This is a genomic window from Tersicoccus sp. Bi-70 (assembly GCF_001968825.1).
In the GTDB taxonomy this organism is placed as follows: domain Bacteria; phylum Actinomycetota; class Actinomycetes; order Actinomycetales; family Micrococcaceae; genus Tersicoccus.
Window position 1 is genome coordinate 27,011 of the sequence record NZ_MIEU01000011.1, and the last position, 24,987, is coordinate 51,997.

Here is a 24,987-nt window from a genome sequence, read left to right on the forward strand (position 1 = left end):
AGTCAGCCGGTTCTGCCCGAGAGCCATGCTCAAAGAGCACCGTATTCGGGCGGGACCCGCTAACTCACGAGATGGGACGGGCAGGACCGGCTAACTCACGGCAACGGCGCCGAGACGGCCACCCGCCCGACGCCCGCCAGACGCCGACTACCCGTTGATCACCTGCGGGTTGCCCAGGGCCTTGAGGCCCTCGACGCCGAACTCGAGCCCGTAACCGGACTGCTTGGCGCCGCCGAACGGGACGAGCGGGTTCACCTCGCCGTGCTTGTTGATCCACACCGTGCCGGCCTCGATCCGGCCGGCCACCTCGCGGGCGGCAGCGGGATCGGCCGACCACACCGAGGCGCCGAGCCCGACGTCGAGCCCGTTCGCCATGGCCACGGCCTCGTCGACGTCGGCGTACTTGACGATCGGCAGCGCCGGGCCGAACTGCTCCGTCGTGACGAGCGGGTTGTCGTTGTCCAGGTCCGCCACCAGGGTGGTCGGGTAGAAGTAGCCGGCCTGCCCGGCCTCCGGCTCCCCGCCGACGAGCACCCGGCCACCGCCGTCCTTCGCCGCCTGCACGAGGCCCGCCACGATGTCGTACTGCGCCTTGTTCTGCAGCGGGCCGAGCACGTTCTGCTCGTCCAGGCCGTGGCCCATCGGCATCTGCTTCGCGACCTCGGTCAGCGCGGTGCACACGTCGTCGTAGATGTCCTCGTGCACGTAGAGCCGCTTCAGTGCCGCGCAGGTCTGGCCGGTGTTGATGAAGGCGCCCCAGAACAGGCCCTCGGCAATGGCCTCCGGGTCCGCGTCCGGCAGCACGATGCCGGCGTCGTTGCCACCGAGCTCGAGGGTCAGCCGCTTCACGGTGTCCGCGGAGGACCGGATAATGGCCTTGCCGGTGGCCGTCGAGCCGGTGAACATCACCTTGTCGATGCCGGGGTGGGACGCCAGGGCCTCGCCGACCTCGCGGCCCCCGGAGACGACGGTGAGCACGTCGTCCGGCAGCGCCTCGTTGATCACGGCGGCGAGGGCGAGGACGCTCAGCGGCGTGTACTCGCTGGGCTTGACGACGACGGTGTTGCCCATCCGCAGGGCGGGGGCTATCTGCCAGACGGTGATCATCATCGGCCAGTTCCACGGGCCGATCGCGCCGACGACGCCGAGCGGCCGGTAGTGCAGCTCCGCCCGGGCGTCGCCGTCCTCCACGAGCACCTCGGGGGCGAGCTCGAGTCCGGCCGTGGTCCGCAGCCAGGCCGCGCAGGCGCCGACCTCGAACCGCGCGTTGGGCCCGTTCAGCGGCTTGCCCTGCTCACGGGAGAGCAGTTCGGCGAGCGCCTCGGCGGAGGCCTCGACGGCGTCGGCGGCTCGGTTGAGGTAGTCGCTGCGCTCGGGGTGGGACAGCGCCGCCCACCCCCGCTGGGCGGCGCGGGCGGCCGTGACGGCGGCGTCGAGATCCGCGGCGGTCCGCTCGGGCGCCCGGCCGACCTCCTCCCCGGTCGCTGGGTCGGTGATCGTCCGGCCGGCGTCGTCGGTGACGGCGGCGAGCAGGTCGGCAGCGGTGGAGAACGCGGTGGTGGTGCTGGTCATGGGATCCTCCTGGGATCGGCGAGACGGGAGTCGGGATGTCGGACGAGGAGACGAAGAGAACTGCGGGTCAGACGCGATCGGGCGCCGGGACGACGGGTGAGACGGAGGTGTCGTCATCGAGCGTGCCGCCCCGGCCGATGCCGGCGTAGACGGACGGTCGGGTGGTGCGCAGGCGCCACGCCCACGCCACGCCGACGATGCCGGGCACGATGACGAGGGCGGGCAGCAGCCAGCCGAGCACCGCGTCGCCCTGCGCCCCGATGAGCACGGTGAAGTTGGCGACGATCAGGGCGAACACGATGGTCAGGCAGACGGCGCCGATGATCGGGGCCACGCTGCGGGTCCACAGGCCGTACCACGTGGGGTGGCGGCGGAAGTAGCCGACGACGGCGATCGACGTGACCGCCATCAGCAGCACGAGGCCGAACGCGCCCATGTTGGTCAGCCAGGTGAACAGTGTCAGCACGGGGTACAGGGGACCGAGCTCGCTGCCGGCACCGGCGACGGCGAACACGATCAGGACCACGAGGGCGAGCACGGACTGGGCCACCGAGCCGGCGACGGGGGCCTGGGTGCGGGGGTTGGTCCGCGAGAGAGCGCGCGGCAGGACGCCCTCCCGCGCCATCGAGAAGAAGTAGCGCGCCACGACATTGTGGAAGGCCACGAGGGCGGCGAACAGGCTGGTCACGAAGAGGACGTTGGCGATGTCGACCGCCCAGACCGGCAGGTACTGGCCGAGGAAGACGAACACGAGGCCCGGACCCTGTTCAGCCGACTGCGCGACGACGTTGCTCGGGCCCTCCCCGACCGTCATCGCCCACGCCGACACGGCGTAGAACAGGGCGATGACGACGATGGCGATGGTCGTGGCCCGGCGCGCGGTGTGCCGGGGATCCTTGACCTCCTCGTTGTAGATCGCGCCGGACTCGAAGCCCATGAACGCGGCGATGCTGAAGGACAGCACGGCGCCGACCCCCGTCGTGAACAGGGACGACGGCTCGAAGGACTGCAGGCTCACGCCCTCGGGAGCGGCGCCGACGGCGATCAGGTCGTAGACCGTGACGACCACGAACTCGAGCGCCACGAGGGTGCCGAGCACCTTCGCCGAGAGGTCGACCTTGGTGATGCCGAGCAGCCCGACGACGACCCAGCCGGCCAGCGCGCAGCCCCACCAGGGCAGGTCCGCGCCGGTGAGGGACTGCAGCAGGGACGCGAGCGCGTAGCCGAACAGACCGTAGATGCCGATCTGCATCGTGTTGTAGGAGACCAGGGCCACCCAGGCGGAGCCGACACCGGCGGGCTTGCCGAGGCCGCGGGCGACGTAGGCGTAGAAGGCGCCGGCGTTGTGGATGTGCTGGCTCATCGCCGAGTAGCCGACCGAGAACACGATGAGCACGGCACCGAGGACGAGGAAGGAGAGGGGCACCCCGAGCACGGAGGTGACCGCGAAGTTGCTGGTGACGCCGCCGGCGACGACGGTGAGCGGCGCGGAGGCCGCGATGATCATGAACACCAGGGCCGGGACGCCGAGACGCCGGGTGCCCAGCTGCGCCTCCTGGACCGGGGCGGGGGTGCGGACGTCCGTCATGGTGACCCGCTTTCTGCGTCCGGGAACGGCCGGACACGGTGAGATCGTGAGGTGTCTCACTCTTCCGCGAGGGGCGGGTGCCGGTCTTGACGTTCCGGGCACGGGTGTTGACGAAACGCGCCGGTTCGGCCGCTCTCAGCCGGTCAGCGCGGGCGTGGCGACCGCCGTGGAACGAGGCTGGCCGTCGGCATCGCGCCGGTACTGGGCGGGCGAGACGCCGTAGGCCGTGCGGAACAGGCGGCTGAAGTGGGACGCGTCCGGCAGTCCCCAGCGGCCGCCGATCACGCCGACCGGCACGTCCGCGTGCAATGGGTCCACGAGGTCGCGGCGGCAGCGCTCGAGCCGCCGCTCCCGGATCCAGCCGGCCACGGTGTGCCCGGTCGCGGCGAACTGCTTGTGCAGGGTGCGGGTGGAGATGAAGTGGGCCGCGGCGACGGTCCCGGGGTCCAGGGCCGGATCCGGCAGGTGTACGTCGATGTAGTGCTGGATGCGGCGGACCGCCCGAGCGTTGTCGTCCAGGCCCTGACCGGCCCGTGAGTAGAACTCGTCGGTCAGCACGGTACCGACGAGGTCGACGACGTTGAGCGCGAGCCGCTGCCCCACCGGCCCCTCCAGCTCGGGCAGCATGGCGGCGATCTGGTTGAGGAAGGGGGCGACCGCCCGGCCGAGCCGCTGCCCCGCGTCCATCCGCACCGCGGTGACCTGCCGGACGTCCTCGGCGGCCAAGCCGAGCAGCTTGTGCGGGAACATCAGCACGAGCGTCTCGAAGTCGCCGTCGAACGTGAGGGTGTAGGGCCGCTCGGTGTCGTAGATGGCCAGGTCGCCGGGCCGCAGCACCGTCTCGCGGCCGTCCTGCAGCAGGAGCCCGTGTCCGCTCAGCTGGAGATTGAGCTTGTAGTTCGCCGCGGGTGCGGACGCGACCAGACCCGGGGTGCGCCGCACCGTGTGCGGGCCGGCCTCGACACGCATGAGCCCGACGTCGCGCAGCACCTGACCGCCGAGCCGCCCCGAGAAGGGGCCGGGCCGCACGGGGTCGGTCTCCAGCGGGACGAACGAGGACGAGACGAGGGAACGCCAGGCGGCGAAGGAGTCGGCGTGCTGGATCTCGTACATGGGCCACTTCCGGACGGGTGGGCACTGTCGGCGGCGCGGGATCGAGGGCGGTGGAGCGCCGTGCGACCACCGTACGCCGCGCTCACGCCCGTGTCACGGGTTTTTCTCCAACCGGCGATAAACCTGTGGCCCGGCTCAGGAGGCGAGCAGGGCATCCAGCTGGGACGACGGATCGTCCACCTCGGAACCGTGGGCGGTCCGGAACCGGTCAGTCCGACCCTGTCAGCGCGTCGAGCAGCGCGTCCAGCTGCTCCGGCAGCGGGGTGGTCGGGGCGCTGCCGGCCAGCACGGCGCTGATCTGGGCGCCGAGCAGGAAGTTCAGCAGGGCCTCGGCGTCGGTGGCCGCATCCCGGGCGCCGACGCCCTGCCCGCCGCCCCGGTCGGCGCGCGCCACCGTCAGCCAGCCGGCGATCCAGCCGCGCCACTGCTCCATGGCGGTGGCGTTGACGCGGGCCTGGGCCTCGTCGTGCACCGCGCTCTGCCAGAACGGGATGACGACGCGGGCCTCGTCGAGCCGCTCCTCGTCCAGCGGCAGCACCTCGAGGGCGAAGGCGCGCAGGGCGTCGAGCCCGTCCAGACCCCGCGTGGTGGCGGCCACGCGCTCATTGGTGCGCGCGAAGACGTACCGGTAGGTCGCCTCGACGAGGTGGGACTTGGTGGGGAAGTAGGGCTTGAGCGCGCCGTTGGCGAAGCCCGCCGCGGTGGCCACCTCCCGCAGCGTCGCCCGCTCCAGTCCACGGCGGGCGATGATCCGCCAGGTCGCCTCGACCAGGTGGGTCCGTCGCGCGTCGTGGTCGACCACCTTGGGCATCGGTCCCCTCCCTCGTCAGCCTCGCCGGTGCTGTCGAATCTACGCGACCCCTTGCGCAGGGCCGGACCGGCTCTTTATTCTCTACAACCATAGAAAAAAACATGCGGCGTGGATCACACCGGCCGTGTTCCCTCTCGACGAAGGCCGCCCCATGACCGAGACCCGCCCGACCGCCACCGCCGCCCCGACCTCCGCCGACGGCCGGCACCGGCTGATCAGCACCGAGGAGATCACCCGCGCCCGGGAGATCCTCGCGGACGCCGGGCATCTGCCCGGATCCGTCCGCGTCGCCTACCTGGGCCTCATCGATCCCCCGCGCGGCGACTCCCCGTCGGCGGACGACGGCGCCGCCGACCGCCGGTTCCGTGTGTTCCTCCTGGACACCGAGGGCGCCGCGCCGAAGGACGTCCGCCTCTCCGTCACCCGCGGCACCGTCGACGAGGTGATCGAGCTGGACACCGCCGTCACCGGCGAACTGCCCGTGCTCGAGGAGGAGTTCGAGGTCGTCGAGCAGATCCTGTCGACCCACCCGGACTGGCTGGCTGCCCTGGGCAAGCGCGGGCTCGACGTCGCGCAGGTCCGCGTGGCCCCGCTCTCGGCCGGCGTCTTCGAGTACCCGGAGGAGAAGGGGCGACGGATCCTGCGCGGCCTCGCCTTCGTCCAGCACCACGAGACGGACTCCGCGTGGGCCCACCCCGTCGACGGGCTGGTGGCCTACGTCGACGTCGCGGCGAAGACCGTCGATCAGGTGCTCGACTTCGGCGTCGTCCCGGTGCCCGCCGAGCACGGCAACTACACCGACCCGGAGCTGACCGGGCCGCTGCGCACCACCCAGAAGCCCATCGAGATCACCCAGCCGGAGGGGCCGAGCTTCACCGTCACCGACGGTAACCACGTCGAGTGGGAGAAGTGGAGCCTGGACATCGGCTTCGACGTGCGCGAGGGCATCGTCCTGCACGACATCGGCTTCCGCGACGGGGACCGCGTCCGGTCGATCCTGCGGCGTGCGTCCATCGCCGAGATGGTGGTGCCCTACGGCGACCCCGCGCCCACCCGCTCGTGGCAGAACTACTTCGACACCGGCGAGTATCTGGTCGGCCAGTTCGCCAACTCCCTGGAACTCGGCTGCGACTGCCTCGGCGAGATCCACTACCTCTCCCCCGTCGTCGCCGGCGCGGACGGGCGGCCGCGGGAGATCCGCAACGGCATCTGCCTGCACGAGGAGGACGCCTCGATCCTCGCCAAGCACACCGACCTGTGGAGCGGCATCGCCTACACGCGGCGCAACCGGCGTCTGGTGATCTCCTTCTTCACCACGGTCGGCAACTACGACTACGGGTTCTACTGGTACCTCTACCTGGACGGCACCATCGAGTTCGAGGCCAAGGCCACCGGCGTGGTCTTCACCAGCGCCTACCCGGGCGACGGCTATCCCTACGCCTCCGAGATGGCGCCGGGCCTGGGCGCTCCGTTCCACCAGCACCTGTTCGGGGCGCGGCTGGACTTCGCGCTCGACGACGGACCGAGCCGGGTCGAGGAGGAGGACGCCGTGCGCGTGCCCACCGGGCCGGACAACCTGCGCGGCAACGCCTTCACCCGCAAGCGCACCGTGCTGGCCCGCGAGTCCGAGGCAGCGCGGGATGCGGCGCCCGGCGTCGGCCGGTCCTGGGTGGTCACCAACCCGCAGTCGCGCAACCGGCTGGGCGAGCCCGTCGGCTACAAACTGCACGCGGAGGGCAATCCGACGCTGCTGGCCGACGACGACTCGTCCATCAGCCGGCGCGCGGCGTTCACGACGAAGGCTCTGTGGGTCACCCGGTACGACGAGGACCAGCACTACCCCACCGGCGACTTCGTCAACCAGCACGCCGGCGGTGGCGGCATCCCGGAGTGGATCGAGGCGGACCGGGACATCGACACGCAGGACGTCGTCGTCTGGCACACCTTCGGGCTCACCCACTTCCCGCGCGTGGAGGACTGGCCGATCATGCCCGTGGACACCGTCGGGTTCCGGCTCCGGCCCGAGGGGTTCTTCGACCGGTCCCCGGTGCTCGACGTGCCGGCGCCCTCCTCCGGCGGCCACTGCCACCGATGACGGCCTCGGCGGTGGCCGTCACCTCCGTGCCCGCCGCGCCGGGTGCGTCTCAGCCGTGGCGTGAGTCCGCCGGTTCCGCCCGAACGCCCCGGTCTCTTCCGGCGGACTCAGGGGAGAACCGACGGATTCACGACGGGGGCGGCCGACGGGCCTCCGTCTCCGGGCTCGCGGCCCTGCTGCGGCGGGGTGCGGTCGGGCTGGCGGCGCTCGGCGTCCTCGCGCACGCCGCGCTGCTGGCGGCGGGCGGGCACGCGCCCGTTGTCGCCGTCGTGCTCGCCCTGATGACGCTCGGGTGTGCGCGATGCGCCGCGACGGCCTGGCGTTCGCCCGGCCCCCAAGCGCTCGGCACGGTGATCGGCATGAGCCTGGCGATGGCGGTGGCGTACGTCGTCCTCGCCCTCGGTCCCGTGCACCTCGCCCACCACGGGGCGGCCGGAGGGGTATCGGGCACGCCCGCCGCTGTCGCGCTGCCCGGTTCCGCGGCCATGCTCGCGGTCGCCGCCCTCGACGTCGTCATCGCCTGGGTCGCCGCGCTCGCCCTGCGCGTCTCCCGCTGACGGCGGCACCGACAGGTCCGTCCGCCACCGGTGGACGGGTGGGCCGGCACCGACCCGCAGCGACGGGAACACCCGGATCAGCGGACAGGCGCGGCGGCGTCCGATCGACGGGTTCCCAGCAGGTGGGGACCGAGGTCGGCGATGCTCGCGGCGCCCATCAGCTGCATCGTCACCTCGATCTCCCGGGCGAGCAGCTCGATCACCCGGTCCACCCCCGCCCGGCCACCGGCCATCAGGCCGTACAGGTAGGCGCGGCCGATCAGGGTGAAGTCCGCGCCGGCGCACAGGGCAGCGACGATGTCGGCGCCGGAGAGGATGCCGGAGTCGAGGATGATCTCGACGTCGTCGCCGGCCTCCGCGCGCACCGCCGGCAGTGCTTCGAGCGAGACGGGCGCCCGGTCGAGCTGCCGGCCGCCGTGGTTGGAGACGACGAGCCCGTCGGCCCCGGTGTCGAGCGCGCGCCGGGTGTCCTCGGGCGTGAGGATGCCCTTGACGAACAGCCGGCCCGGCCACACCGATCGGATCCAGCCGAGGTCGTCGAGGGAGAGGGTCGGATCGAACATCGAGTTGATCAGGGACGGCAGGTCCTGGCTCGACCCGGACAGCGACGCGAAGGCGAGCGGCTCCGTCGTCAGGAAGTTGAACCACCAGGCCGGGCGGTACGACGCGTCGGCGATCGTCGCCAGCGACAGCCGCGGCGGGATGACCATGCCGTTCCGGGTGTCGCGCAGCCGCTGACCGGCGACGGGCGTGTCCACCGTGACGAGCAGGGTGTCGAACCCCGACGCCTGGGCGCGTTCGAGCAGGTCCAGGGACTTCTGCCGGTCCTTCCACAGGTAGAGCTGGAACCAGCGCCGGGCGCCCGGGGCGACCGCGGCCACCTGCTCCAGGGAACGGGTGCCCATCGTCGAGAGGGTGAACGGGATGCCGGCCGCCGCGGCGGCGCCCACCCCGGCGTCCTCCCCTTCCGCCTGCATGAACCGGGTGAAGCCGGTGGGCGCGATGCCGAACGGGAGCGCCGACGTCCGGCCCGCGATCGTGGTCGAGAGGTCCACCGTCGCGGTCCCGTGCAGGATGCGCGGCAGCAGTTCGACGGCGTCGAAGGCCGCCCGGCTGCGCGCCAGGGTCAGCTCCCGCTGGGCGGCACCGTCGACGTAGTCGAAGGCCGCCCGCGGTGTGCGGCGGCGGGCCATCCGGCGCAGATCGGGGACGTCGACGGTCTTCGCCAGCCGGGCCCGGCGATCCAGTCGGGGCGGCTCCACGCGCAGCAGCGGACGCAGTTCACGCAGGTTGGGCAGGTGGCGTTGCACGACGTTCTCCTCGGGTGGAACCGATGGGCTCAGCGGCCGGCGGCGATCCGGTCGATGGCCAGCCGGGCGTAGAGGGCGGCGCCGTCGGCGAGCACGTTGTCGTCGAAGGTCGCCCGTGCGGAGTGGTTGAACGCCGCCGTCTCGTGGTCGACGCCGTCGGGCACGGCGGAGAGGAACAGGAACGCGCCGGGGACCTCGGCGAGGACGCGGGAAAAGTCCTCCGAGCCGGCCAGCGGGTTCGGCATGGCGGCGTACCGACGGTCGCCGAGCAGCTCGGTGACGACGCCGCGGGCGAAGTCGCTCTCGTGCGGATCGTTGACGGTGACCGGGTACTCGTCGTGGTACTCGACGGTCGCGGTCAGCCCGTGGCTCTCGGCGATGCCCCGCACGAGCGGCGGGACGATCTCGGCGAGCCGGGCACGCGCGGTGTCGGAGAAGGACCGCAGCGTGGCCTCGATCCGCGCGTCGTCGGGGATGATATTCCGCTTGGTGCCGGCGTGCAGGGAGCCGACGGTGATGACCACCGGGTCGAAGACGTCGAACCGGCGCGTCACGAGGTTCTGCAGCGCGGTCACGATCTCCGCGGCGACGGTGACCGGGTCCTTCGCCTTGAAGGGCATGGACCCGTGGCCGCCGACGCCGTTGACGGTCACGTCGAGCCCGGCGGATCCGCTCATCATGGTGCCGGGGCGGGAGAAGACGACGCCGGTGGGGGCGAGCGCGCTGGCCACGTGCATGCCGAAGGCGGCGTCCGGCCGGCGGCCGGCGGCGTCCAGCACGCCCTCGCGCAGCATCACGCCGGCCCCGTCGAAGCCCTCCTCGCCGGGCTGGAACATCAGCACGACGTCGCCGGCGAGGCGATCACGGCGGGCGGAGAGCAGGGTCGCGGCACCGGCGAGCATCGAGGTGTGCAGGTCGTGCCCGCAGGCGTGCATCATCCCGTCGATCTCCGACGTGAAGGGCTGGCCGGTCTCCTCCTGCACGGGCAGGGCGTCCATGTCACCGCGCAGCAGCACGACGGGCCGGTCCTCGCCTTCGGCGGCGCCCTGGCCCCGCAGCACCGCGGTGACCGAGGTGGTGTCGGTGCCCGTGGTCACCTCGTAGCCCAGGCCGTCCAGCCAGCCGAGCACCTTCTCCTGCGTGCGGGGCAGGTCCAGGCCCACCTCCGGCTCCCGGTGCAGGCGGTGGCGGAGATCGGCGATGTCCGGATGCAGCGCTTGGGCGTCGTCGAGCAGGGAGGCGGTCAGATCGGCGGAGGAGGCGTTCACGGTGCCCTTTCGGATCCGGGAGTCGGTCTTCCGACCCTACTCGCGTCCTCCGTCCCTCGTCAGGGGCGTCCGGCAGCCCGCGTCGAGCTCACACGTCGGGCAGCGTGTCGGCGGCCCAGGGGTAGGAGGGCTGCGCTCCGGCGGCGCGGCACGCGAAGGCCCCGACGCGGGCGGCCACCCGGGCGGCGTCGATCAGCGCGTCCCCGCGGGCCAGGCCCATCGCGAGGGCACCCACGAAGGCGTCGCCCGCGCCGGTCGTGTCCACGGCGTCGATGGTGGGCGCCAGCACCGGGACGATCGCGTCGCGTTCCGTGACGAGGGCGCCGGCACCGCCGAGGGTCATCACGACGGAGCGCACCCCGCTGTCCCGGAGCCGCTGCACGACCTGCGCGGCCTCCAGGTCCCGGTGCCCGCGCTCCCCCGGTCCCGTGGGCGGCGGGTCCAGCTGCCCGAGCAGCTGCAGCCCCTCGTGCTCGTTGACGACCAGGGGATCGGCCGCCCGCACGATGTCCAGGTCGATGCCCTCGGGCACCGGCGCGGTGTTGAAGATGAGCCGGCCCGTGCACAGCCCGGCGGCGCGTTCGATGCCGTCCACCGGAATCTCACCCTGGACCACCACGACCGCGGCGTCCCGGATCACCGCGGCGGCGGCGTCGACCATCGCGGCGTCCACCGCGCCGTTGGCGCCGGGCACGACGACGATGCTGTTCTCACCCGCGTGGTCGACCTCGACGATGGCCAGCCCGGTCGGGGCGTCGGTGGTGGCGACCGTGCTCAGGTCGACGTCGGCGTCCTTGAGCAGGGCGAGCGCCAGGTCGGCGTGGGCGTCCTCGCCCACGGCACCGACCAGCCGCACCCGGGCACCGAGGCGCGCGGCGGCGACCGCCTGGTTGGCGCCCTTGCCGCCCTGGGCCATGGACCCGCCGGTGCCGAGCACGGTCTCCCCGGGTTTCGGGTGCCGCTCGACCCGGACGAAGAGATCGGCGTTGATGGACCCGACGACCGCGATCACGGCGTCGGACGGGGTGGTGGGACTCATCGGGTCGCTCCCTCGGTGGTGGTGTTCTCACTGGCGGTGCCGTCGTGACCCGGGCGGGACACGACGTCGATGGCGTTCACGATCAGGTCCCAGAACCGCTCGCGGTCAAGGTCCACGGCCACCTGCGTGGTGCAGTCCTGCGGTGCGGGCGCCCGGAAGTCCGCCACGGTCATGCCCAGGGTCAACCCGCCGCGCAGTTCGACGTCCAGCGGGACCTTCCGCGTGGTCATCACCTGCGGGTCGATCAGGTAGGCGACGGTGCAGGGGTCGTGCACGGGCGGGTCGTCGAACCCCTGGTTGTCGCGGTAGGCCTGCCGGAAGAAGGCCATCAGCCCGAGCACCACGTCGGCGCAGCCCGAGCCGATCGCGCGGATCCGCTCCTCGACGTCGGCCGTGACCAGCGCCTGGTGCGTCAGGTCGAGTCCGACCATGGTGAGCGGCCACGGCTCGTTGATGACGATGTGGGCGGCCTCGGGGTCGACGATGATGTTGAACTCGGCGACCGCGCTCCAGTTGCCCGTGTGGTAACCGCCGCCCATCAACACGACCTCCTGCACCCGTTCGACGATGCGCGGTTCCCTGCGCGCGGCGAGGGCGATGTTGGTCAGCGGCCCGGTGGGGACGAGGGTCACGGTGCCCGGCTCGTGCGCCATCACGGTGTCGATGATGAAGTCGACGGCGTGCTGGTCCTGCACGGCGACGGTCGGCTCCGGCAGCTCCACGCCGTCGAGCCCGGACTCCCCGTGGATGCCCGGCGCCACCATCAGGTCGCGGACGAGCGGCCGCACGCAACCGGCGTGGATCGGCACGTCTTCCCGCCCGCACACGGCCAGCATGCTCTGCGCGTTCCGGGTGACCTTGGCCAGGGTCTGGTTGCCGCCGATCGTGGTGATGCCGAGCAGGTCGATGCGCGGGTCACCGAGGGCCAGGATCATGGCGACGGCGTCGTCGTGCCCGGGGTCGCAGTCCAGGATGATCTTGCGGGCCATGACGCGCGTTCCTCTCGACGGGTGTCGGTGTCAGTGTGAAGCCGGCCCGGCGCCCTCGATCCGCGCGGCGACCGCCGACGGATCCGGGCGGGGGATCAGGACGGAGACGGCGAGGGCGAGCAGGACGAGGACCCCGCCCGTCACGATACCGGCGGTGTACCCGGCGCGAGGCCCGGATCCGGTGGCGACGAGGGTGTCCACGGCGAAGAGGACGGCGAAGCTGATGCCGGCCCCGAGGTTGAAGGCGCCGGCGTTCAGGCCGGGCAGATACCCGGGGTTGTCCTCGGGGCTGAGGACGATGCCGAGCCCGTTGAGCATGATGTTCGAGATGCCCGCATAGGTGACGCCGATGAAGAGCGACACGACCAGCAGCAGCCCGGGCGACGGCGACGACGCGGTGAGCACGGCGATGCCGACGCCCACGACCGTGCCGATCAGCCCGATCTGCAGCACGCGCTTGTAGCCGAACGTCCCGGCCAGGCGTCCGGCGACGGGTCCGATGACGAGGCCGGCGAGCGCGTACGGGGTGAGGGTCACCCAGGAGACGGCGTCCGCGCCGATGCCCGGGCCGGCGGCGGGATCCTGCGCGAGGTTGGGGATGAGGCCGTTCATGATGGCGAAGACGCCGGTCATGGTCAGCAGGGTCGTCGAGAGCAGCGCCCAGGTGCGGCGCTGGCGGAGGTAGTGCGTGCTCACCAGCGGGTGCGGCGACCGGTCCTCGATCCGCCAGAAGACGCCGAACGCGGCGGCCGCGACCAGCAGGAGCACGATCACGAGTACCCAGTTCGCCGTCGCGAGCTCCCCGGCCTGGTTGAACGCGACCAGGGCGCAGCCGATGGCGACGACGAGCGGCGCGACGCCCTTCCAGTCCATCGGCGGCGTCTCGACGGCGGTCGACTCGACGGTGGCGCCGCGGACGGCGACGACGGCGATCACGCAGATCACCGCCATCACCCAGAAGATGGACCGGAAGCCGAACGACCCGGCCAGCCAGCCGCCGGCGAGCGCGTCGACGCCGGCGATGCCACCGTTCACGGCCGTCAGCACGCCGAGCAGCGTCGCGTACAGCTTGGGGTCGGGCACCTGGACGCGCAGCATGATGAGGCAGATCGGCACGACCGGCCCGGCGACGCCCTGAATGATCCGGCCGACGAACAGGACGCCGACGCTCGGGGCGACGGCGGAGACGACGCAGCCGATGCCGGTGACCAGCAGCATCAGCGTGAGGACCCGGCGGCGGCCGATCAGGTCGCCCCAGCGGGGCAGGAAGAGGGAGAAGAGGGCGGCGGCGGTGAAGAACGCCGTCTGACTGACGCCGATCTGCGCCGTCGTGGTGTCCAGTTCGCGTTCCATCGTGGCGAGCGCCGGGGAGAGCATCGAGGCGTTGAGCTGGAAGGCGAAGACGGCGACCAGCAGCGCGATGACGAGACCGGTGACGTTGGTGGTCTTGACGGCAGCGGTGGGCGGCTCGGGCATGGGGCACCTCCCGGGTTCGGTCGGGTGCGCTCAGCCTACGTCCGGACACCGACAACGGTCTCGGGTGCGAGCCGGCTGCTCTGTCCTCGCCGACTGGACGGTCGACGTCACCATTCGGTGCCCTTCGAGACATCACCCCGCACACTCGACGGCGCCGTTACGTCGAGTGGCCGAGTGGACGGATAACGTTCCCATCCGGCCGGTTTCGCTGCGTCATCGGCACACTCGACGGGAAGCCGAAGGGTTGCGCGGCCGGGACCTCTTCGGCCGCCGCGCCGGATGCGCCGAGTGGACGGATAACGTTCCCATCCGGCCGATTTCGCTGCGTCATCCGCACACTCGACGGGAAGCCGCGGGGCTGCGCGGCCGGGACTCATCCGCCCACCGCCCGATGCGCCGAGTGGGCGGATAACGTTCCCATCCGGCCGTTTTCGCTGCGTCATCCGCACACTCGACGAGGGAGTGGCGGCTCAGCGGCTCACTCGCAGGCGATGCCGTCTCCGTCACCGTCCATCCCGGAGCGGTAGCCCGGGTCTCCGCGGTGCAGCGGGGCGACTCCGGCCGCACGAGCGGCCCGGCAGTTGGGGTAGTAGACGGAGGAGCCGGGTGCCGCGGGTGCGGGGATCGCGGGCTGCACCGGCGCGGCCGGCGCAGGAGCCGGGACCGCGGGCGCAGGTGCGGCGGGTGCAGGTGCGGCCGGCGCCGGCGCCGGCGCCGGAACCGCAGCGGCGGGAGCCGACGCCGTCGTCCGGTCGGCCACCGGCTGGTCCGAGCACGCCCCGAGCACGCGCGCCATGGCGTCCCGTTCGGCGGCGGTCACCCAGAGCCGGTAGGTGGACTTGACCGCGATCTGCCGGGCCACGTACGTGCACCGGTAGGCCCGGACGGCCGGCAACCAGGTGGCGGCGTCGCCGTCGCTCTTCTGGCTGTTCGCGGCGCGGGTGGTGGCCTGCAGGTTGAGCGGGTCGTTGGCGAAGGCGATGCGCTGCTCGGCGGTGAGCTGCTGTGCCCCCTTCTGCCAGGCGTCGGAGAGGGCGACGACGTGGTCGATCTGCACGAGCTCGCTGGTGCCCTGCCCGCGCACGAACGCGACCGCGGTGCCGGTGTACGGGTCGACGAGCGTCCCCGACGCCACGCGGCAGTGGCCGCTGTTCGTCCAGGCGATGCCGGTGAGCTGCGTGGCGAGGATGTCGTTGCGGGTGTCGCAGCCGTTCCGGTCGACGTCAGTCCAGGCCGAGCCGAACTGGTCCCGGCGGTAGCCGGTCTTCGGGGAGCGGCCCTTGACCGGCAGTGTGCCGAGCTGCGCGAGCGCCGTCCCGGCGGCCGGCGCCGGAAGCGATGGAGTCGAGGACGGCCGGGAAGAGGACGGCCGGGGCGTCGGCGACGCCGTCGGGCGCGGCGCAGTCGACGTCCGTGAGGTCGGTGTCGCGAAGGCGGCCCCGGCGTGATCGGTGGCGCGGACGGAGGAAGCCGCGCTCGAGGACGCCGGTGCGGTGGCCGCCGGCGGGGAGACGGCGACGTCGGAGGCGCATCCGGTGAGCAGCACGAGCGCGAGCGCCACCACGGCGGACCCGACCGCCCGGTGCATCGGCCGGCGATGAGCGACGGCTCCTCCCTCGTTCGAGCGGAGGTGTCCCGTGATCGAGCCGTCCCGGGTCGAGCGACCCGAACGGTCAGCAGGGCGGAGCCCGGGCGTGGTCATGGTTCCCTCGAAGACGTGCAGCGAGACCGCGGATGTGGTCGTGCGAGACCCGACCGATTCTAGGGCTGGCGTGCGGCGATTCCCGCGACGGAAGCGCGTGTCAGTCGCGGGCCGGTGCGACCGTCCGCCGCATCACGGTCTTCCGTCTGCCGATGTGGCGCTCGAACGTGAAGCCCGCCTTCTCGAACATCGCGCGGGTGCCGTTGTGGAGGAAGGACGACGACGTCTTCTTGTCGGGGACGAGCTCATTGGGGAAGGAGACGATCTCGCCGCCGCCCGCCTGCGCGATCAGCGCGACGGCGCCGTCGAGGGCTTCCCGTGCCACGCCGGACCGCCGGTGGTCGCGGTCGACGAAGAAACAGGTGATGCGCCACGGCGCCGGGCTGGCCTCGCCCGCGTCGTACTCCTTGCGGTGGTAGATGTTCGGCAGCTCGGCCGGGCTGCCGTACTCGCACCACGCGATCGCGTCGTCGCCGTCGAGGACCAGCGCAGCATGGGCGATGCCCTCCGCCACGAGGCGTTGCTTGAACGTGGGCCCGTCGTACTCCCGCTTGACCGTCTGGGCCGTGTCCCCGTGGAAGTAGGAGCAGTAGCAGCCGCCCCAGACGCCGTGGTGCTTCTGCGCGAGCGCGAGCCACGCCGGGAAGGTCTCGAGCGTGAGCGGTCTGATCACGTGAGAGCTCATGGCCGGGTCCGCTCGACCGGTGACGTGCGCATCGGCACTCCCCTCGACGGCGGTCGGGCACCCCGTCGACGGTGACGGCGGACCCTCGCGACCCACGGTACTCGCGCGCGCCCGGACGACCTGCGCCCCCACAGGCTCGATGACCACGGCGGTACGCTGCCAGCCATGGTCTGGCTGCACACGGTGATCGACGTCCCCGCCGACCGGCTCGACGCCGCGAGCGCGTTCTGGGCCGCAGCACTCGGCTGTCCGCTGGGCGATCCATGGGCCGGCCACCCGGAGTTCCGCAGCCTCCTCCCCCTGACCGGCGACGCGTACGTGCACGTCCAGCGCGTCGGCAGCGCGCGACCCGGCGTCCATCTGGATCTGGAGGTGGACGACCTCGACGCCGGGGTGGCCCGGCTGGTCGCCCTCGGCGCCACCGCGCGCAACCGCGAACCGGCCGGCGCCTGGCAGGTGCTGGCCAGCCCTGGCGGCCTGCCCGTCTGCGTCGTCGCCGGCCGGGGGGACCGCGTCCGTCCCGACGGCGTCGACGTCGGAGACGGACTGCGGGAGCGGCTCGTGCAGGTGTGCATCGACGCGCCGGCCGACGCGGTCGACACCGAGGTCGCCTTCTGGCGTGCCGCGATACCGGGACGCTGGGCGAAATCGACGAGCGAAGGGCTCATCGGCAAGCTCCACCCCGGCGCCGGCTCCACGGTCAAGCTGCTGTTCCAGCGGCTCGGCGAGGACACCGGTCCCGTGCGGGCGCACGTGGACCTCGGCACCACCGACGTCCCCCGCGACGCGGAGCGGCTCGAACACCTCGGCGCCGCCCGAGTGACCGACTGCGGCCGCTGGGTCGTGCTGCAGGATGCGGCCGAGATGGTGTTCTGCACGACGCCCAACGATCCCGACGAGGAGCTGGTGTGATGCACGGACTGATCGGCATCGTCAGCGACACCACGCTGCTGGAGATCGAGCTGCTCCTGGCCACCTTCGTGCTCTGTTCCTTCATCGGCATCGAACGGCAGGTGCACCAGAAGGCGGCCGGCTACCGCACGCACGTCCTCGTCGGGCTGGGCTCCTGCGCGTTCACGCTCGTCTCCGGCTGGGGTTTCACGGCCGTGCTCGGCAGCGACGTCAACCTGGACCCCTCCCGTATCGCGGCGCAGATCGTCAGCGGCATCGGCTTCCTGGGCGCGGGGGTGATCTTCAAGGGGCGCGACGTGGTGCGCGGTCTGACCACGGCCGCCTCCATCTGGGTGGCAGCGGCCGTGGGGATGGCCTGCGGCGCCGGGATGCTCTCCCTCGCCATCGTGCTCTCCGTGCTGTACCTGGTCACCCTCGTCGGGGTGGCGCCACTGGTCCGCCGGATCCCCACGGAGGACCGACGGCGGGTCCTGCGCATCACCTATGTCGATGGGCAGGGCGCGCTCCGGACCATCCTCGGCCTGGCCACCGACCTCGGCTTCGCCTCCTCGATCCAGCGCAGCTCCCGCAGCACTTCGGGTGGACGCTCCCTGATCTCGATGGACATCCGCTTCATCGGGCGTGCGCCGGTGCCGGCCCTCGTCCCCCCGTTGCTCGAGCTGCCCGGCGTCGAGGCCGTCCAGCTCAAGACGGTCAGCGGGACGACCGCCAACGAGGACGACGAGGACGACGACGCCTGACGGCTCGCCGGTGCACATGACGCCGAATCCGACAGCAGGCTGACGAACCGGCACGAGATGCCTACGATGACCGTGGACGCGACCCGCGTCCGGACCGTCCCGCAATCGAGAGGATCCCTCATGCCCAAGCCCATCGTGAACAAGGCCAGCACCACCTGGAACGGCGATCTCTTCACCGGCTCCGGCACGACGACGCTGGAGACCTCCGGCGCCGGCACCTTCGCGGTCAACTGGAAGGCGCGCGCCGAGGAGTCCGGGTCGGCCACCACCCCGGAGGAGCTCATCGCCTCCGCCCACGCCACCTGCTTCACCATGCAGTTCTCGAACAACCTCAAGGAGAACGGCACCCCGCCGACCACGCTGCAGACCAGCGCCGAGGTCAGCTTCGAGGTGGGCAAGGGCATCACCGGCATCGCGCTGTCCGTCACCGGTCAGGTCGACGGCATCTCCGCGGAGGACTTCAGCCGTCTGGCGGACGCGGCCAAGACCGACTGCCCGGTCTCGCAGGCGCTCAAGGCCGTCGACATCACGTTGACCGCGACCCTCGGCTGACCGGCCCGGACACGCGGCGGCGCTGGTCGATGGTCACCCTACTGATATCTCGTTCCACGAGGTAGGTTGGGCGTGACCGGACCACGCAGCCGCGTGCTCGTCCGGAGTCGAGAGGAGGCCACCATGATCGAGAAACTGCACGAGGCCGGGGTCCGCAGCGAGTGGGCCTACGCCGGAGGCTTCGCCTCCATCGCCCTGTCCTTCATCGCCTGGGGCGTCAGCCGGGCCAAGCCGAGCGACTCGAAGGCGCAGTCGGATCGCTGGGGCATCTTCGTCGGCCACTGGGCACCGAGCTTCTTCGCCCTCGGCGTCGCGCTCAAGCTGGAGGAGATCGACGACTGAGTCGTCGATCGGACGCGAGGAGAGGAGCGCCATGGCTGAGGACGATCTGCGGGACGGCATCCGACGTGCCCGCGACCACGCCCTGACCCAGGAGCAGGAAGAGCTGGACCGGATCGCCGGGGGCGGGACCGCCGAGGAGCAGAGCGCCGCGAGCGTGCGCCTGGCCACCCGGCAGGCGGTCCGTGAGGCTCTCGACGACGTGCTCGGCGAGCAGTCCGAGCAGCCGACGGCCTCGTCGAAGGACTGACGTCGCCGCGAGCTCCCGAACACACCGAGAACGGGCGGTGACGGCTACTTCCGGCGCCGCCCGTTCTCGGTGTCAGGAGTGGATCACGGGTGCAGCAGCACCTTGGTCCATCCGTCCTCACGCTTGTCGAACTTGTCGTAGGCGTTCACGGCCTCGTCGAGGGACAGCTCGTGGGAGACGATCCAGGACGGATCGGACCGCCCCGCGATGATGAGGTCCCGCAGTTCGCGGTTGTACTTCTTCACCGGGCACTGACCGGTTCCCATGCTGATGCCCTTGGTGAACAGCTGTCCGTACTCGAACGGGATGCGCCCCTGCTTGGCTTCCTCGGTCGCCCCACCGCGGTCCTCGGGCATGTAGACGCCGACGACGCCGATGCTGCCGGTGGCGCGGACCGTCTCGACCAGTTTGTCCAGCACCATCTCGGGATGCTCCTGGCCCGTGTGATCGTGCGCCTGGTAGCCGACGGCCTCCACTCCGCAGTCGACACCGAAGCCTCCGGTGGCCTCCATGATGGCCTCGGTCGGATCCGTGTCGGCGAAGTTGATGGTCTCCGCGCCGATCTTCTCGGCGAGCGCGAGCCGGTCCGGCTCCTTGTCCACCACCCAGACCCGCGCGGCGCCCTTGAGATAGGAACTGTGCGCCGCCATCAGGCCGACCGGACCGGCCCCGAACACGACGACCGTCTTGCCCGGACCGACCTGCGCCATCTCGGCGCCGTGGTACCCGGTCGGGAAGATGTCGGAGAGCATCGTGAAGTCGCTCTCGTGCTCGGTGCCCTTCGGTAGCCGCAGCAGGTTGAAGTCCGCCCACGGAACGCGGAGCAGTTCGGCCTGCCCACCCCAGTAGGGACCCATGTTCGGGTAGCCGTAGCCGGCGCCGGGCATGCCCGAGGGGTTGGCGCGCAGGCAGGCGCTGGTGAAGCCGTTGTTGCAGTTCTTGCAGCTGCCGCAGGCGAGGTTGAAGGGAACGGATACCCGGTCGCCCACCTCGATGTGGTTGACCCCGGGGCCGACCTCCTCGACGATGCCCATGTTCTCGTGGCCGAGCACCATACCGGCGTCCAGCTCCGCCCGCCCTTCGTAGGGATGCAGATCGGACCCGCAGATGTTCGCCGTCGTGATGCGGATGACGGCGTCGTTGGGCTGTTCGATGCGCGGATCGTCGACGTTCTCGACGGACAGTTCGTAGGGAGCCTTGAAGACTACTGCTTTCACGTCGATTTCCTCCTTCGAGGTGCCCGGGTGCGACGCCGATCGACGCCGCGCCGTCGCGGCTGCGCGGACACTCTGACCCCACCGTAAGCATGCTGATGGTTTCGGACAAGGCTTCCCCTGCACGCTGGCGTGCATTCGGGGCCATGCCGGAAACCTGACCGCGGAGCACCGTGCCCTGCTACGGGAGAGATCTCCGACGGAGAACCCGGACGCCTGGTTGCTGGACCACCTGCTGCAGTCGGTGGGCATGGCGGTCTGCGCACACGACGACGGCGACGCCGCCTTCGAAGCGGACGGCCGCGCGATGGTGGCCCGGGTGGTGGGGCGAGCGGGCTGACCGATCCCACTCGCGCGTCCCGCCCCGTCCCGACGGAAGCGCCGCTCAGAACGCCGAGTGCGGCGCCCCAACCCCGGGGTCGATGCGAGCCGGGCCGCTCACGCTAGGCCGGACGTCGACGTCGAAGATCGCCGTCGGGATGTAGATCGTCGCGCACGAGTTGGGGATGTCGACGACGCCCGAGAACCGCCCCTCGACGGGCGCCGCCCCGAGCAGCAGATACGCCTGCTCCGGTGAGTACCCGAACTTCGTGAGGTAGTCGATCGCGTGCAGGCACGCGCGCTGGTAGGCCAGCTGCGAGTCGAGGTAGCGCTGCTCCCCGTCCAGGGTGACCGAGGTGCCCGAGAACGAGATCCACTCGGAGTACTGCGGGTCCGAGTTGCCCGGCAGGAAGATGGCGTTCTCGGCCACGCCGTAGGTGTCCATGCCGCCGGAGATGAGGTCGAAGCGCAGGTCGAGGTAGCCGCCCATCTCGATGCCGCCGCAGAAGGTGATCTCGCCGTCGCCCTGCGAGAAGTGCAGGTCCCCGACGGAGAAGTTCGCGCCGTCCACGAACACGGGGTAGAAGATGCGCGTGCCCTTCGACAGGTTCTTGATGTCCTGGTTGCCGCCGTTCTCGCGTGGCGGTGCGGTGCGGGCCGCCTCGGACGCGACCCGCTCGACGTCCGCCCCGGACAGCGAGCCGAGGATCGCACCGTCGGGCTCCGGCGGAAGGGCGAGCGGCGGGACGCGGTCGGGGTCCGCGGCGATGAGCGCGGCCTCGCGGGTGTTCCAGGTGCTCAGCAGGTCCGTCGACGGCGCCGTCCCCATCAGGCCGGGATGGATCAGGCCGGTGAACTCGACACCGGGCACGTGACGGCTGGTGGCCCTGCCGCCGGCGAAGTCCCAGATCGCCTTGTACGCGTCGGGGAACTGGTCGACCAGGAAACTGCCGCCGTTGCGCCGGGCGAAGATGCCCGTGTAGCCCCAGCCCTGCCCCGCGAGGGGACCCTCCTCCTGCGGGATCGGACCGACGTCGAGAATGTCGACGACGAGCAGGTCTCCGGGCTTCGCGCCCTCGACCCGGACGGGCCCGGAGAGCCGGTGCACCGTGTTCAGCGGGGCGTCGCGGACGTCGTCGGCCGAGTCGTCGTTCTTGATGGCGCCGTCGAACCACTCGCGGCACTCGATGCGGGCGCTCTGCCCGGGCTTGACCGACACCGCGGCGGGGATGTCCGGATGCCACCGGTTGTGGCCGAGGATCTCCTGCTCGGTGAACGGCTTCGTGGAGTCGAGGGGGAAGATAACGTCGGGCATGGTGCGCTCCTTGCTGTTCCGGACGAACGGATACTCCTGACGACCTACGGGCGGGGCAAGCGGGAATGTCGGGGATCGCGGGAGACCGGGCGCGACGGCTGCCGGTTCCCCGGGAGGGCGGAGACGACGCGCGGTGACTCGGCCGTCTGCTTCGTGGCGTCGATGGCGCGCATGGCAGCGCTGCCGGGGTGGCCGAGTGCGGGGGCGGAGAAGACGCGGCGGGTGGGACCGGAGCACGCGGGGCAGACCGAACACGCCGGCACCTCGCTCATGGCATGGCGTTCGGTGATCAGGCCGTGCTCGTCGCACCGGAAGTCGTAGCTCGGCACACTCGCTCCGTTCCGTGGAGGACGTCGCGGGTTGATGGCGTTTCCGCGACCGACTCGTGCTCGCCATTCAATCGACCGGGTCGGGGTGCGTCAACCATGTCCTCGCTGGACCCGCGCATCGTCCTGAAGCGTCGGACAACGTGATCCGGATCACGACACGCCCACCACTCAAGAGCGACTGACTACTCTGTTCCGGTCCGCCGTCCGTCACTAGTATGCGATTGCATCTACATGCTTCGGGGGGAGCATTCGCGGGGGGAGATGACGATGAAGACGACAGAGGAGATCGGCCGGGATCTGGACGTGTGGTTGGGGGACCGCACACCGCCCACCGACGCGACCGTTCGCGCCGAGGCCTTCACCTACAGCCCGGGTCAGTGGCGGCGATGGTGGCCGTCCGGGCTCGACCAACCGGAGGCAGTGTCCACGTCGGACGCCCGGCGGTCGATCAGCCGGAGCGACCTGTACCAGGGAGCAGTGGGCCTGCAGACGCCGACGCAGGCGGTCGAGCTGTACATGCGCATGTCCGGCTGGGGCTGCGAGACGCGGCCCTATCCGACGTGGCGGGCGGCGCGAGCGCTGTCCGCCGTCGGTGTCGGTGACCGGCTGCTCGAGGCCCACCAGCTGGTGCGTACCGGAAAGACGGCCGAGGCCTTCACCCAGATGCAGCTGGGCGGCGAGTACCGCGTGAAGGGTTTCGGCGCCTCCTTCTTCACGCGGTGGCTGTACTTCAGCGCCTACGACGCGTGGGACGCCTCCTGGGGGCCGGCACCGCTGATCCTAGATCAGCGGGTGGCCGCCACCATCGGGTACCGGCGGTGGGCCTGGTCCGTGGACGAATACCTCTACTATCTCGACTTCTGCGAGAAGCTGCAGGCCCTGTGGCGTCCCGACGAGCCGACGCACGTCATCGAGTACGCGCTCTTCCAGGCCAGCAAGAGGGGACTGCTGGGTGTGCGCCAGCTCCAGCCGCAGGCCTAGGCTGGCGACCATGATCGTCATCTGCGTCAAGTTCCCCGTGAAGCCCGAGTACGCCGACCAGTGGCCGGAGCTGAGCCGCTCGTTCACCGAGGCCACCCGCGCCGAGCCCGGCAACAAGTGGTTCGACTGGTCCCGCAGTGTCGAGGACCCGAACGAGTACGTCCTGATCGAGGCGTTCGACGACGACGCCGCGGGAGCCCACGTCAACTCCCCGCACTTCGAGACGATGAAGGCGGAGTTCCCGCAGTATCTCGCGGCGACGCCGAAGATCGTCTCCCGCCAGGTGGACGGCGACGGCTGGGAGGAGATGGGCGAGCTGCAGGTCGGCTGAGCCGACCCCGCTCCGGACGCGGCCGGGGTCAGCCCTTCTTCCAGTCCGCCCAGGTGGCCGCGGCGCCGGAGTGACCGGTGACGATCGTCTGGTAGATCAGGAACAGGCCACCGAGCACCGTGAGCACCTGCAGCAGGATCCGCAGCCACGGCAGGGCGCGGAGGCGGTCCAGCTGCGGCAGTCGACGTGCCGTCCACGGCCCCGTCTCCAGCACCAGGAGGATGACGAGCCCGGCGAAGATCACGGCGACGACCTTGAGCAGATCTCCGTGCTCGGCGTGCTCGCGGATCAGGGGCTCGGAGGGCAGGGCCTCCTCCAGCCGCTCGCCGGCGCTGGCCGTCACCACCGCGAAGCCGGCCGAGACGACGGCCAGCACCGCCACCGGCCACTCCGTGGCCCGCCGCCAACGGGACACGACGGCATAGAGGATGCCGCCGAGCGCGGCCAGCGGCGAGAACACCACGACGGCGTGCAGCAGCAGGATATGGGTGGGAAGGCCGAAGAACTCGAGCACGGACTGCCTTTCGCGACGGGGACCGCCCGCGGGGCGGTTGTCGGACTCGAGTGTCGACCGACGAGCAAACTCTAGAGTGCTCGTTCTCAGGAACGTCCAAGGAAGACGGACGACGGCGCGCGCCGTCGTGCCTTACCTGCCCTGCCCCGATGCCGATGGTGCCCTCCGAGGCACGACTCCCGTGCCGTCCACAGTCCGCGGACGAGAGCCGCGGGAGGGAGACATTATGGAACGACACTCGGTTCCGGCCCTGCGCCGCACGATCGCGACGGTGTCGGTGGGCGCCGTCCTGGCCAGCATCACCGTCCTCGGTGCGGTCAGCCCCGCCACCGCGGCCGACCCGACCCCGGAGGTCACCGCCACCGCGACCGCCGACCCCACCCCCACGGACACCGCCTCGGCCGATCCGACCGCGGCTCCCACCGCTGACCCGACCGACACCGCCACCGCCGACCCGACCGTGAGCGCCGACCCGACCACGGCGCCCACCGCCGAGCCGAGCACGACGGCGTCCCCGGAGCCGAGCGAGACGGCGGAACCGTCCGAGACCGCCAAGCCGGCCCCGTCGGCGACGCCGACCCCGGGCCCGAAGAAGCCCGTCCCGGCCAAGCCCACCCCCGGCCCCAAGAAGCCGGTGCCGGCGAAGCCCGTCACGCCCGCTCCCGCCAAGCCGACCCCCGGCCCGAAGAAGGCCGTTCCCGCGAAGCCCGTCCACCCCGTCCACCCGGCGAAGCCCGTTCACCCGGTCAAGCCTGTTCCCATCAAGCCCACCCCGAAGAAGCCGGGTGCCGTGGCACCGTCCACCCACCGCTGATCCACCACGCCCGAGGGGCGCCGCTGCCACCGCAGCGGCGCCCCTTCGTCGTGCCCGGACCCGTGTCGATGCCCCGCCGCGCGGCTGCGCGGGCCCGCTTACGCCGGCCTCCTCGGTGTCGATGGTCCCAGCGACGGCACACCACGTGCCGTCGCCACAGGGCGGACAGC

The 24,987-nt window shown here is 71.5% G+C and carries 25 protein-coding genes; 10 read left to right on the forward strand and 15 right to left on the reverse strand.

Annotation, left to right across the window (positions count from 1 at the left end; genetic code table 11):
* Nucleotides 1–147: 147 nt before the first annotated feature.
* From BGP79_RS06625 to BGP79_RS06640, 4 genes are all read right to left on the reverse strand, one after another.
* Complete coding sequence (locus BGP79_RS06625; protein WP_076693985.1) at nucleotides 148–1,572, reverse strand: aldehyde dehydrogenase family protein; 1,425 nt, start codon at nucleotides 1,570–1,572, stop codon at nucleotides 148–150.
* A 67-nt stretch (nucleotides 1,573–1,639) separates the two neighbouring features.
* Nucleotides 1,640–3,160 (reverse strand): APC family permease, encoded by a 1,521-nt coding sequence (locus BGP79_RS06630; protein WP_076693987.1) that lies wholly within the window; start codon nucleotides 3,158–3,160, stop codon nucleotides 1,640–1,642.
* A 135-nt stretch (nucleotides 3,161–3,295) separates the two neighbouring features.
* Nucleotides 3,296–4,273, reverse strand: a complete 978-nt coding sequence (locus BGP79_RS06635; protein ID WP_076693989.1) for a helix-turn-helix domain-containing protein — start codon at nucleotides 4,271–4,273, stop codon at nucleotides 3,296–3,298.
* Between the two features lie 208 nt (nucleotides 4,274–4,481).
* Entirely contained in the window at nucleotides 4,482–5,084 is a 603-nt protein-coding gene (locus tag BGP79_RS06640) for a TetR/AcrR family transcriptional regulator (protein ID WP_076693991.1), read from the reverse strand.
* 151 nt (nucleotides 5,085–5,235) lie between these two features.
* Here BGP79_RS06640 and BGP79_RS06645 point away from each other — a divergent pair, with 151 nt between their 5' ends.
* Nucleotides 5,236–7,179 carry a primary-amine oxidase gene (locus tag BGP79_RS06645; protein ID WP_076693993.1) on the forward strand — a complete coding sequence of 648 codons (1,944 nt, stop codon included), beginning with the start codon at nucleotides 5,236–5,238 and terminating at the stop codon, nucleotides 7,177–7,179.
* Nucleotides 7,176–7,736, forward strand: a complete 561-nt coding sequence (locus BGP79_RS06650) for a hypothetical protein (protein ID WP_143588329.1) — start codon at nucleotides 7,176–7,178, stop codon at nucleotides 7,734–7,736. Before BGP79_RS06645 ends, BGP79_RS06650 begins: the two co-directional genes overlap by 4 nt.
* A 77-nt stretch (nucleotides 7,737–7,813) precedes the next feature.
* Here BGP79_RS06650 and BGP79_RS06655 read toward each other — a convergent pair whose 3' ends face one another.
* The 7 genes from BGP79_RS06655 to BGP79_RS06685 form a co-directional block, all read right to left on the reverse strand.
* On the reverse strand, nucleotides 7,814–9,046 hold the full coding sequence (locus tag BGP79_RS06655) for an alpha-hydroxy acid oxidase (protein ID WP_076693997.1): 1,233 nt from the start codon (nucleotides 9,044–9,046) through the stop codon (nucleotides 7,814–7,816).
* A 29-nt stretch (nucleotides 9,047–9,075) separates the two neighbouring features.
* Nucleotides 9,076–10,314 (reverse strand): M20 family metallopeptidase, encoded by a 1,239-nt coding sequence (locus tag BGP79_RS06660; RefSeq protein ID WP_083701660.1) that lies wholly within the window; start codon nucleotides 10,312–10,314, stop codon nucleotides 9,076–9,078.
* Nucleotides 10,315–10,402: 88 nt separating this feature from the next.
* Nucleotides 10,403–11,353 carry a ribokinase gene (locus BGP79_RS06665; RefSeq protein WP_076693999.1) on the reverse strand — a complete coding sequence of 317 codons (951 nt, stop codon included), beginning with the start codon at nucleotides 11,351–11,353 and terminating at the stop codon, nucleotides 10,403–10,405.
* Nucleotides 11,350–12,342: a nucleoside hydrolase gene (locus BGP79_RS06670; RefSeq protein WP_076694001.1), complete on the reverse strand. Its 993-nt coding sequence runs from the start codon at nucleotides 12,340–12,342 to the stop codon at nucleotides 11,350–11,352. Before BGP79_RS06670 ends, BGP79_RS06665 begins: the two co-directional genes overlap by 4 nt.
* A gap of 30 nt (nucleotides 12,343–12,372) precedes the next feature.
* Complete coding sequence (locus tag BGP79_RS06675; RefSeq protein ID WP_076694003.1) at nucleotides 12,373–13,818, reverse strand: MFS transporter; 1,446 nt, start codon at nucleotides 13,816–13,818, stop codon at nucleotides 12,373–12,375.
* Nucleotides 13,819–14,296: 478 nt separating this feature from the next.
* Entirely contained in the window at nucleotides 14,297–15,406 is a 1,110-nt protein-coding gene (locus tag BGP79_RS06680; RefSeq protein ID WP_076694005.1) for a DUF1524 domain-containing protein, read from the reverse strand.
* A 214-nt stretch (nucleotides 15,407–15,620) separates the two neighbouring features.
* Nucleotides 15,621–16,205, reverse strand: a complete 585-nt coding sequence (locus tag BGP79_RS06685; protein WP_076694007.1) for a GNAT family N-acetyltransferase — start codon at nucleotides 16,203–16,205, stop codon at nucleotides 15,621–15,623.
* Between the two features lie 165 nt (nucleotides 16,206–16,370).
* On the opposite strand from BGP79_RS06685, the gene BGP79_RS06690 reads away from it, so the two are divergent.
* The 5 genes from BGP79_RS06690 (at nucleotide 16,371) to BGP79_RS06710 (ending at nucleotide 18,998) form a co-directional block, all read left to right on the forward strand.
* Entirely contained in the window at nucleotides 16,371–17,117 is a 747-nt protein-coding gene (locus BGP79_RS06690; RefSeq protein ID WP_076694009.1) for a VOC family protein, read from the forward strand.
* A complete protein-coding gene (locus tag BGP79_RS06695) occupies nucleotides 17,117–17,857 on the forward strand; it encodes an MgtC/SapB family protein (protein ID WP_076694692.1) in 741 nt (246 codons plus the stop codon). The genes BGP79_RS06690 and BGP79_RS06695 overlap by 1 nt, the downstream gene beginning before the upstream one ends.
* Before the next feature lie 120 nt (nucleotides 17,858–17,977).
* Complete coding sequence (locus tag BGP79_RS06700; RefSeq protein WP_076694011.1) at nucleotides 17,978–18,409, forward strand: OsmC family peroxiredoxin; 432 nt, start codon at nucleotides 17,978–17,980, stop codon at nucleotides 18,407–18,409.
* Nucleotides 18,410–18,532: 123 nt separating this feature from the next.
* Entirely contained in the window at nucleotides 18,533–18,751 is a 219-nt protein-coding gene (locus BGP79_RS06705) for a hypothetical protein (RefSeq protein ID WP_076694013.1), read from the forward strand.
* 31 nt (nucleotides 18,752–18,782) lie between these two features.
* The gene (locus tag BGP79_RS06710; RefSeq protein ID WP_076694015.1) at nucleotides 18,783–18,998 is read left to right on the forward strand and encodes a hypothetical protein; all 216 of its coding nucleotides are present in this window, start codon (nucleotides 18,783–18,785) and stop codon (nucleotides 18,996–18,998) included.
* Nucleotides 18,999–19,081: 83 nt separating this feature from the next.
* Here the strand turns inward: BGP79_RS06710 and BGP79_RS06715 are convergent, their stop codons facing one another.
* The 3 genes from BGP79_RS06715 to BGP79_RS06725 form a co-directional block, all read right to left on the reverse strand.
* Nucleotides 19,082–20,215: a glutathione-independent formaldehyde dehydrogenase gene (locus BGP79_RS06715; protein ID WP_076694018.1), complete on the reverse strand. Its 1,134-nt coding sequence runs from the start codon at nucleotides 20,213–20,215 to the stop codon at nucleotides 19,082–19,084.
* Between the two features lie 382 nt (nucleotides 20,216–20,597).
* Nucleotides 20,598–21,848: a formamidase gene (gene fmdA, locus BGP79_RS06720; RefSeq protein WP_076694020.1), complete on the reverse strand. Its 1,251-nt coding sequence runs from the start codon at nucleotides 21,846–21,848 to the stop codon at nucleotides 20,598–20,600.
* Nucleotides 21,849–21,892: 44 nt separating this feature from the next.
* Nucleotides 21,893–22,177: an FmdB family zinc ribbon protein gene (locus BGP79_RS06725; protein WP_076694022.1), complete on the reverse strand. Its 285-nt coding sequence runs from the start codon at nucleotides 22,175–22,177 to the stop codon at nucleotides 21,893–21,895.
* 267 nt (nucleotides 22,178–22,444) lie between these two features.
* Here BGP79_RS06725 and BGP79_RS06730 point away from each other — a divergent pair, with 267 nt between their 5' ends.
* Both BGP79_RS06730 and BGP79_RS06735 read left to right on the forward strand, forming a co-directional pair.
* A complete protein-coding gene (locus BGP79_RS06730) occupies nucleotides 22,445–23,158 on the forward strand; it encodes a hypothetical protein (RefSeq protein ID WP_143588330.1) in 714 nt (237 codons plus the stop codon).
* 10 nt (nucleotides 23,159–23,168) lie between these two features.
* The gene (locus BGP79_RS06735; RefSeq protein ID WP_076694026.1) at nucleotides 23,169–23,489 is read left to right on the forward strand and encodes a putative quinol monooxygenase; all 321 of its coding nucleotides are present in this window, start codon (nucleotides 23,169–23,171) and stop codon (nucleotides 23,487–23,489) included.
* A gap of 28 nt (nucleotides 23,490–23,517) precedes the next feature.
* Here the strand turns inward: BGP79_RS06735 and BGP79_RS06740 are convergent, their stop codons facing one another.
* Complete coding sequence (locus tag BGP79_RS06740) at nucleotides 23,518–24,003, reverse strand: DUF2231 domain-containing protein (protein ID WP_076694028.1); 486 nt, start codon at nucleotides 24,001–24,003, stop codon at nucleotides 23,518–23,520.
* 226 nt (nucleotides 24,004–24,229) lie between these two features.
* On the opposite strand from BGP79_RS06740, the gene BGP79_RS06745 reads away from it, so the two are divergent.
* A complete protein-coding gene (locus BGP79_RS06745; protein WP_076694030.1) occupies nucleotides 24,230–24,817 on the forward strand; it encodes a hypothetical protein in 588 nt (195 codons plus the stop codon).
* Nucleotides 24,818–24,987 lie beyond the last annotated feature (170 nt).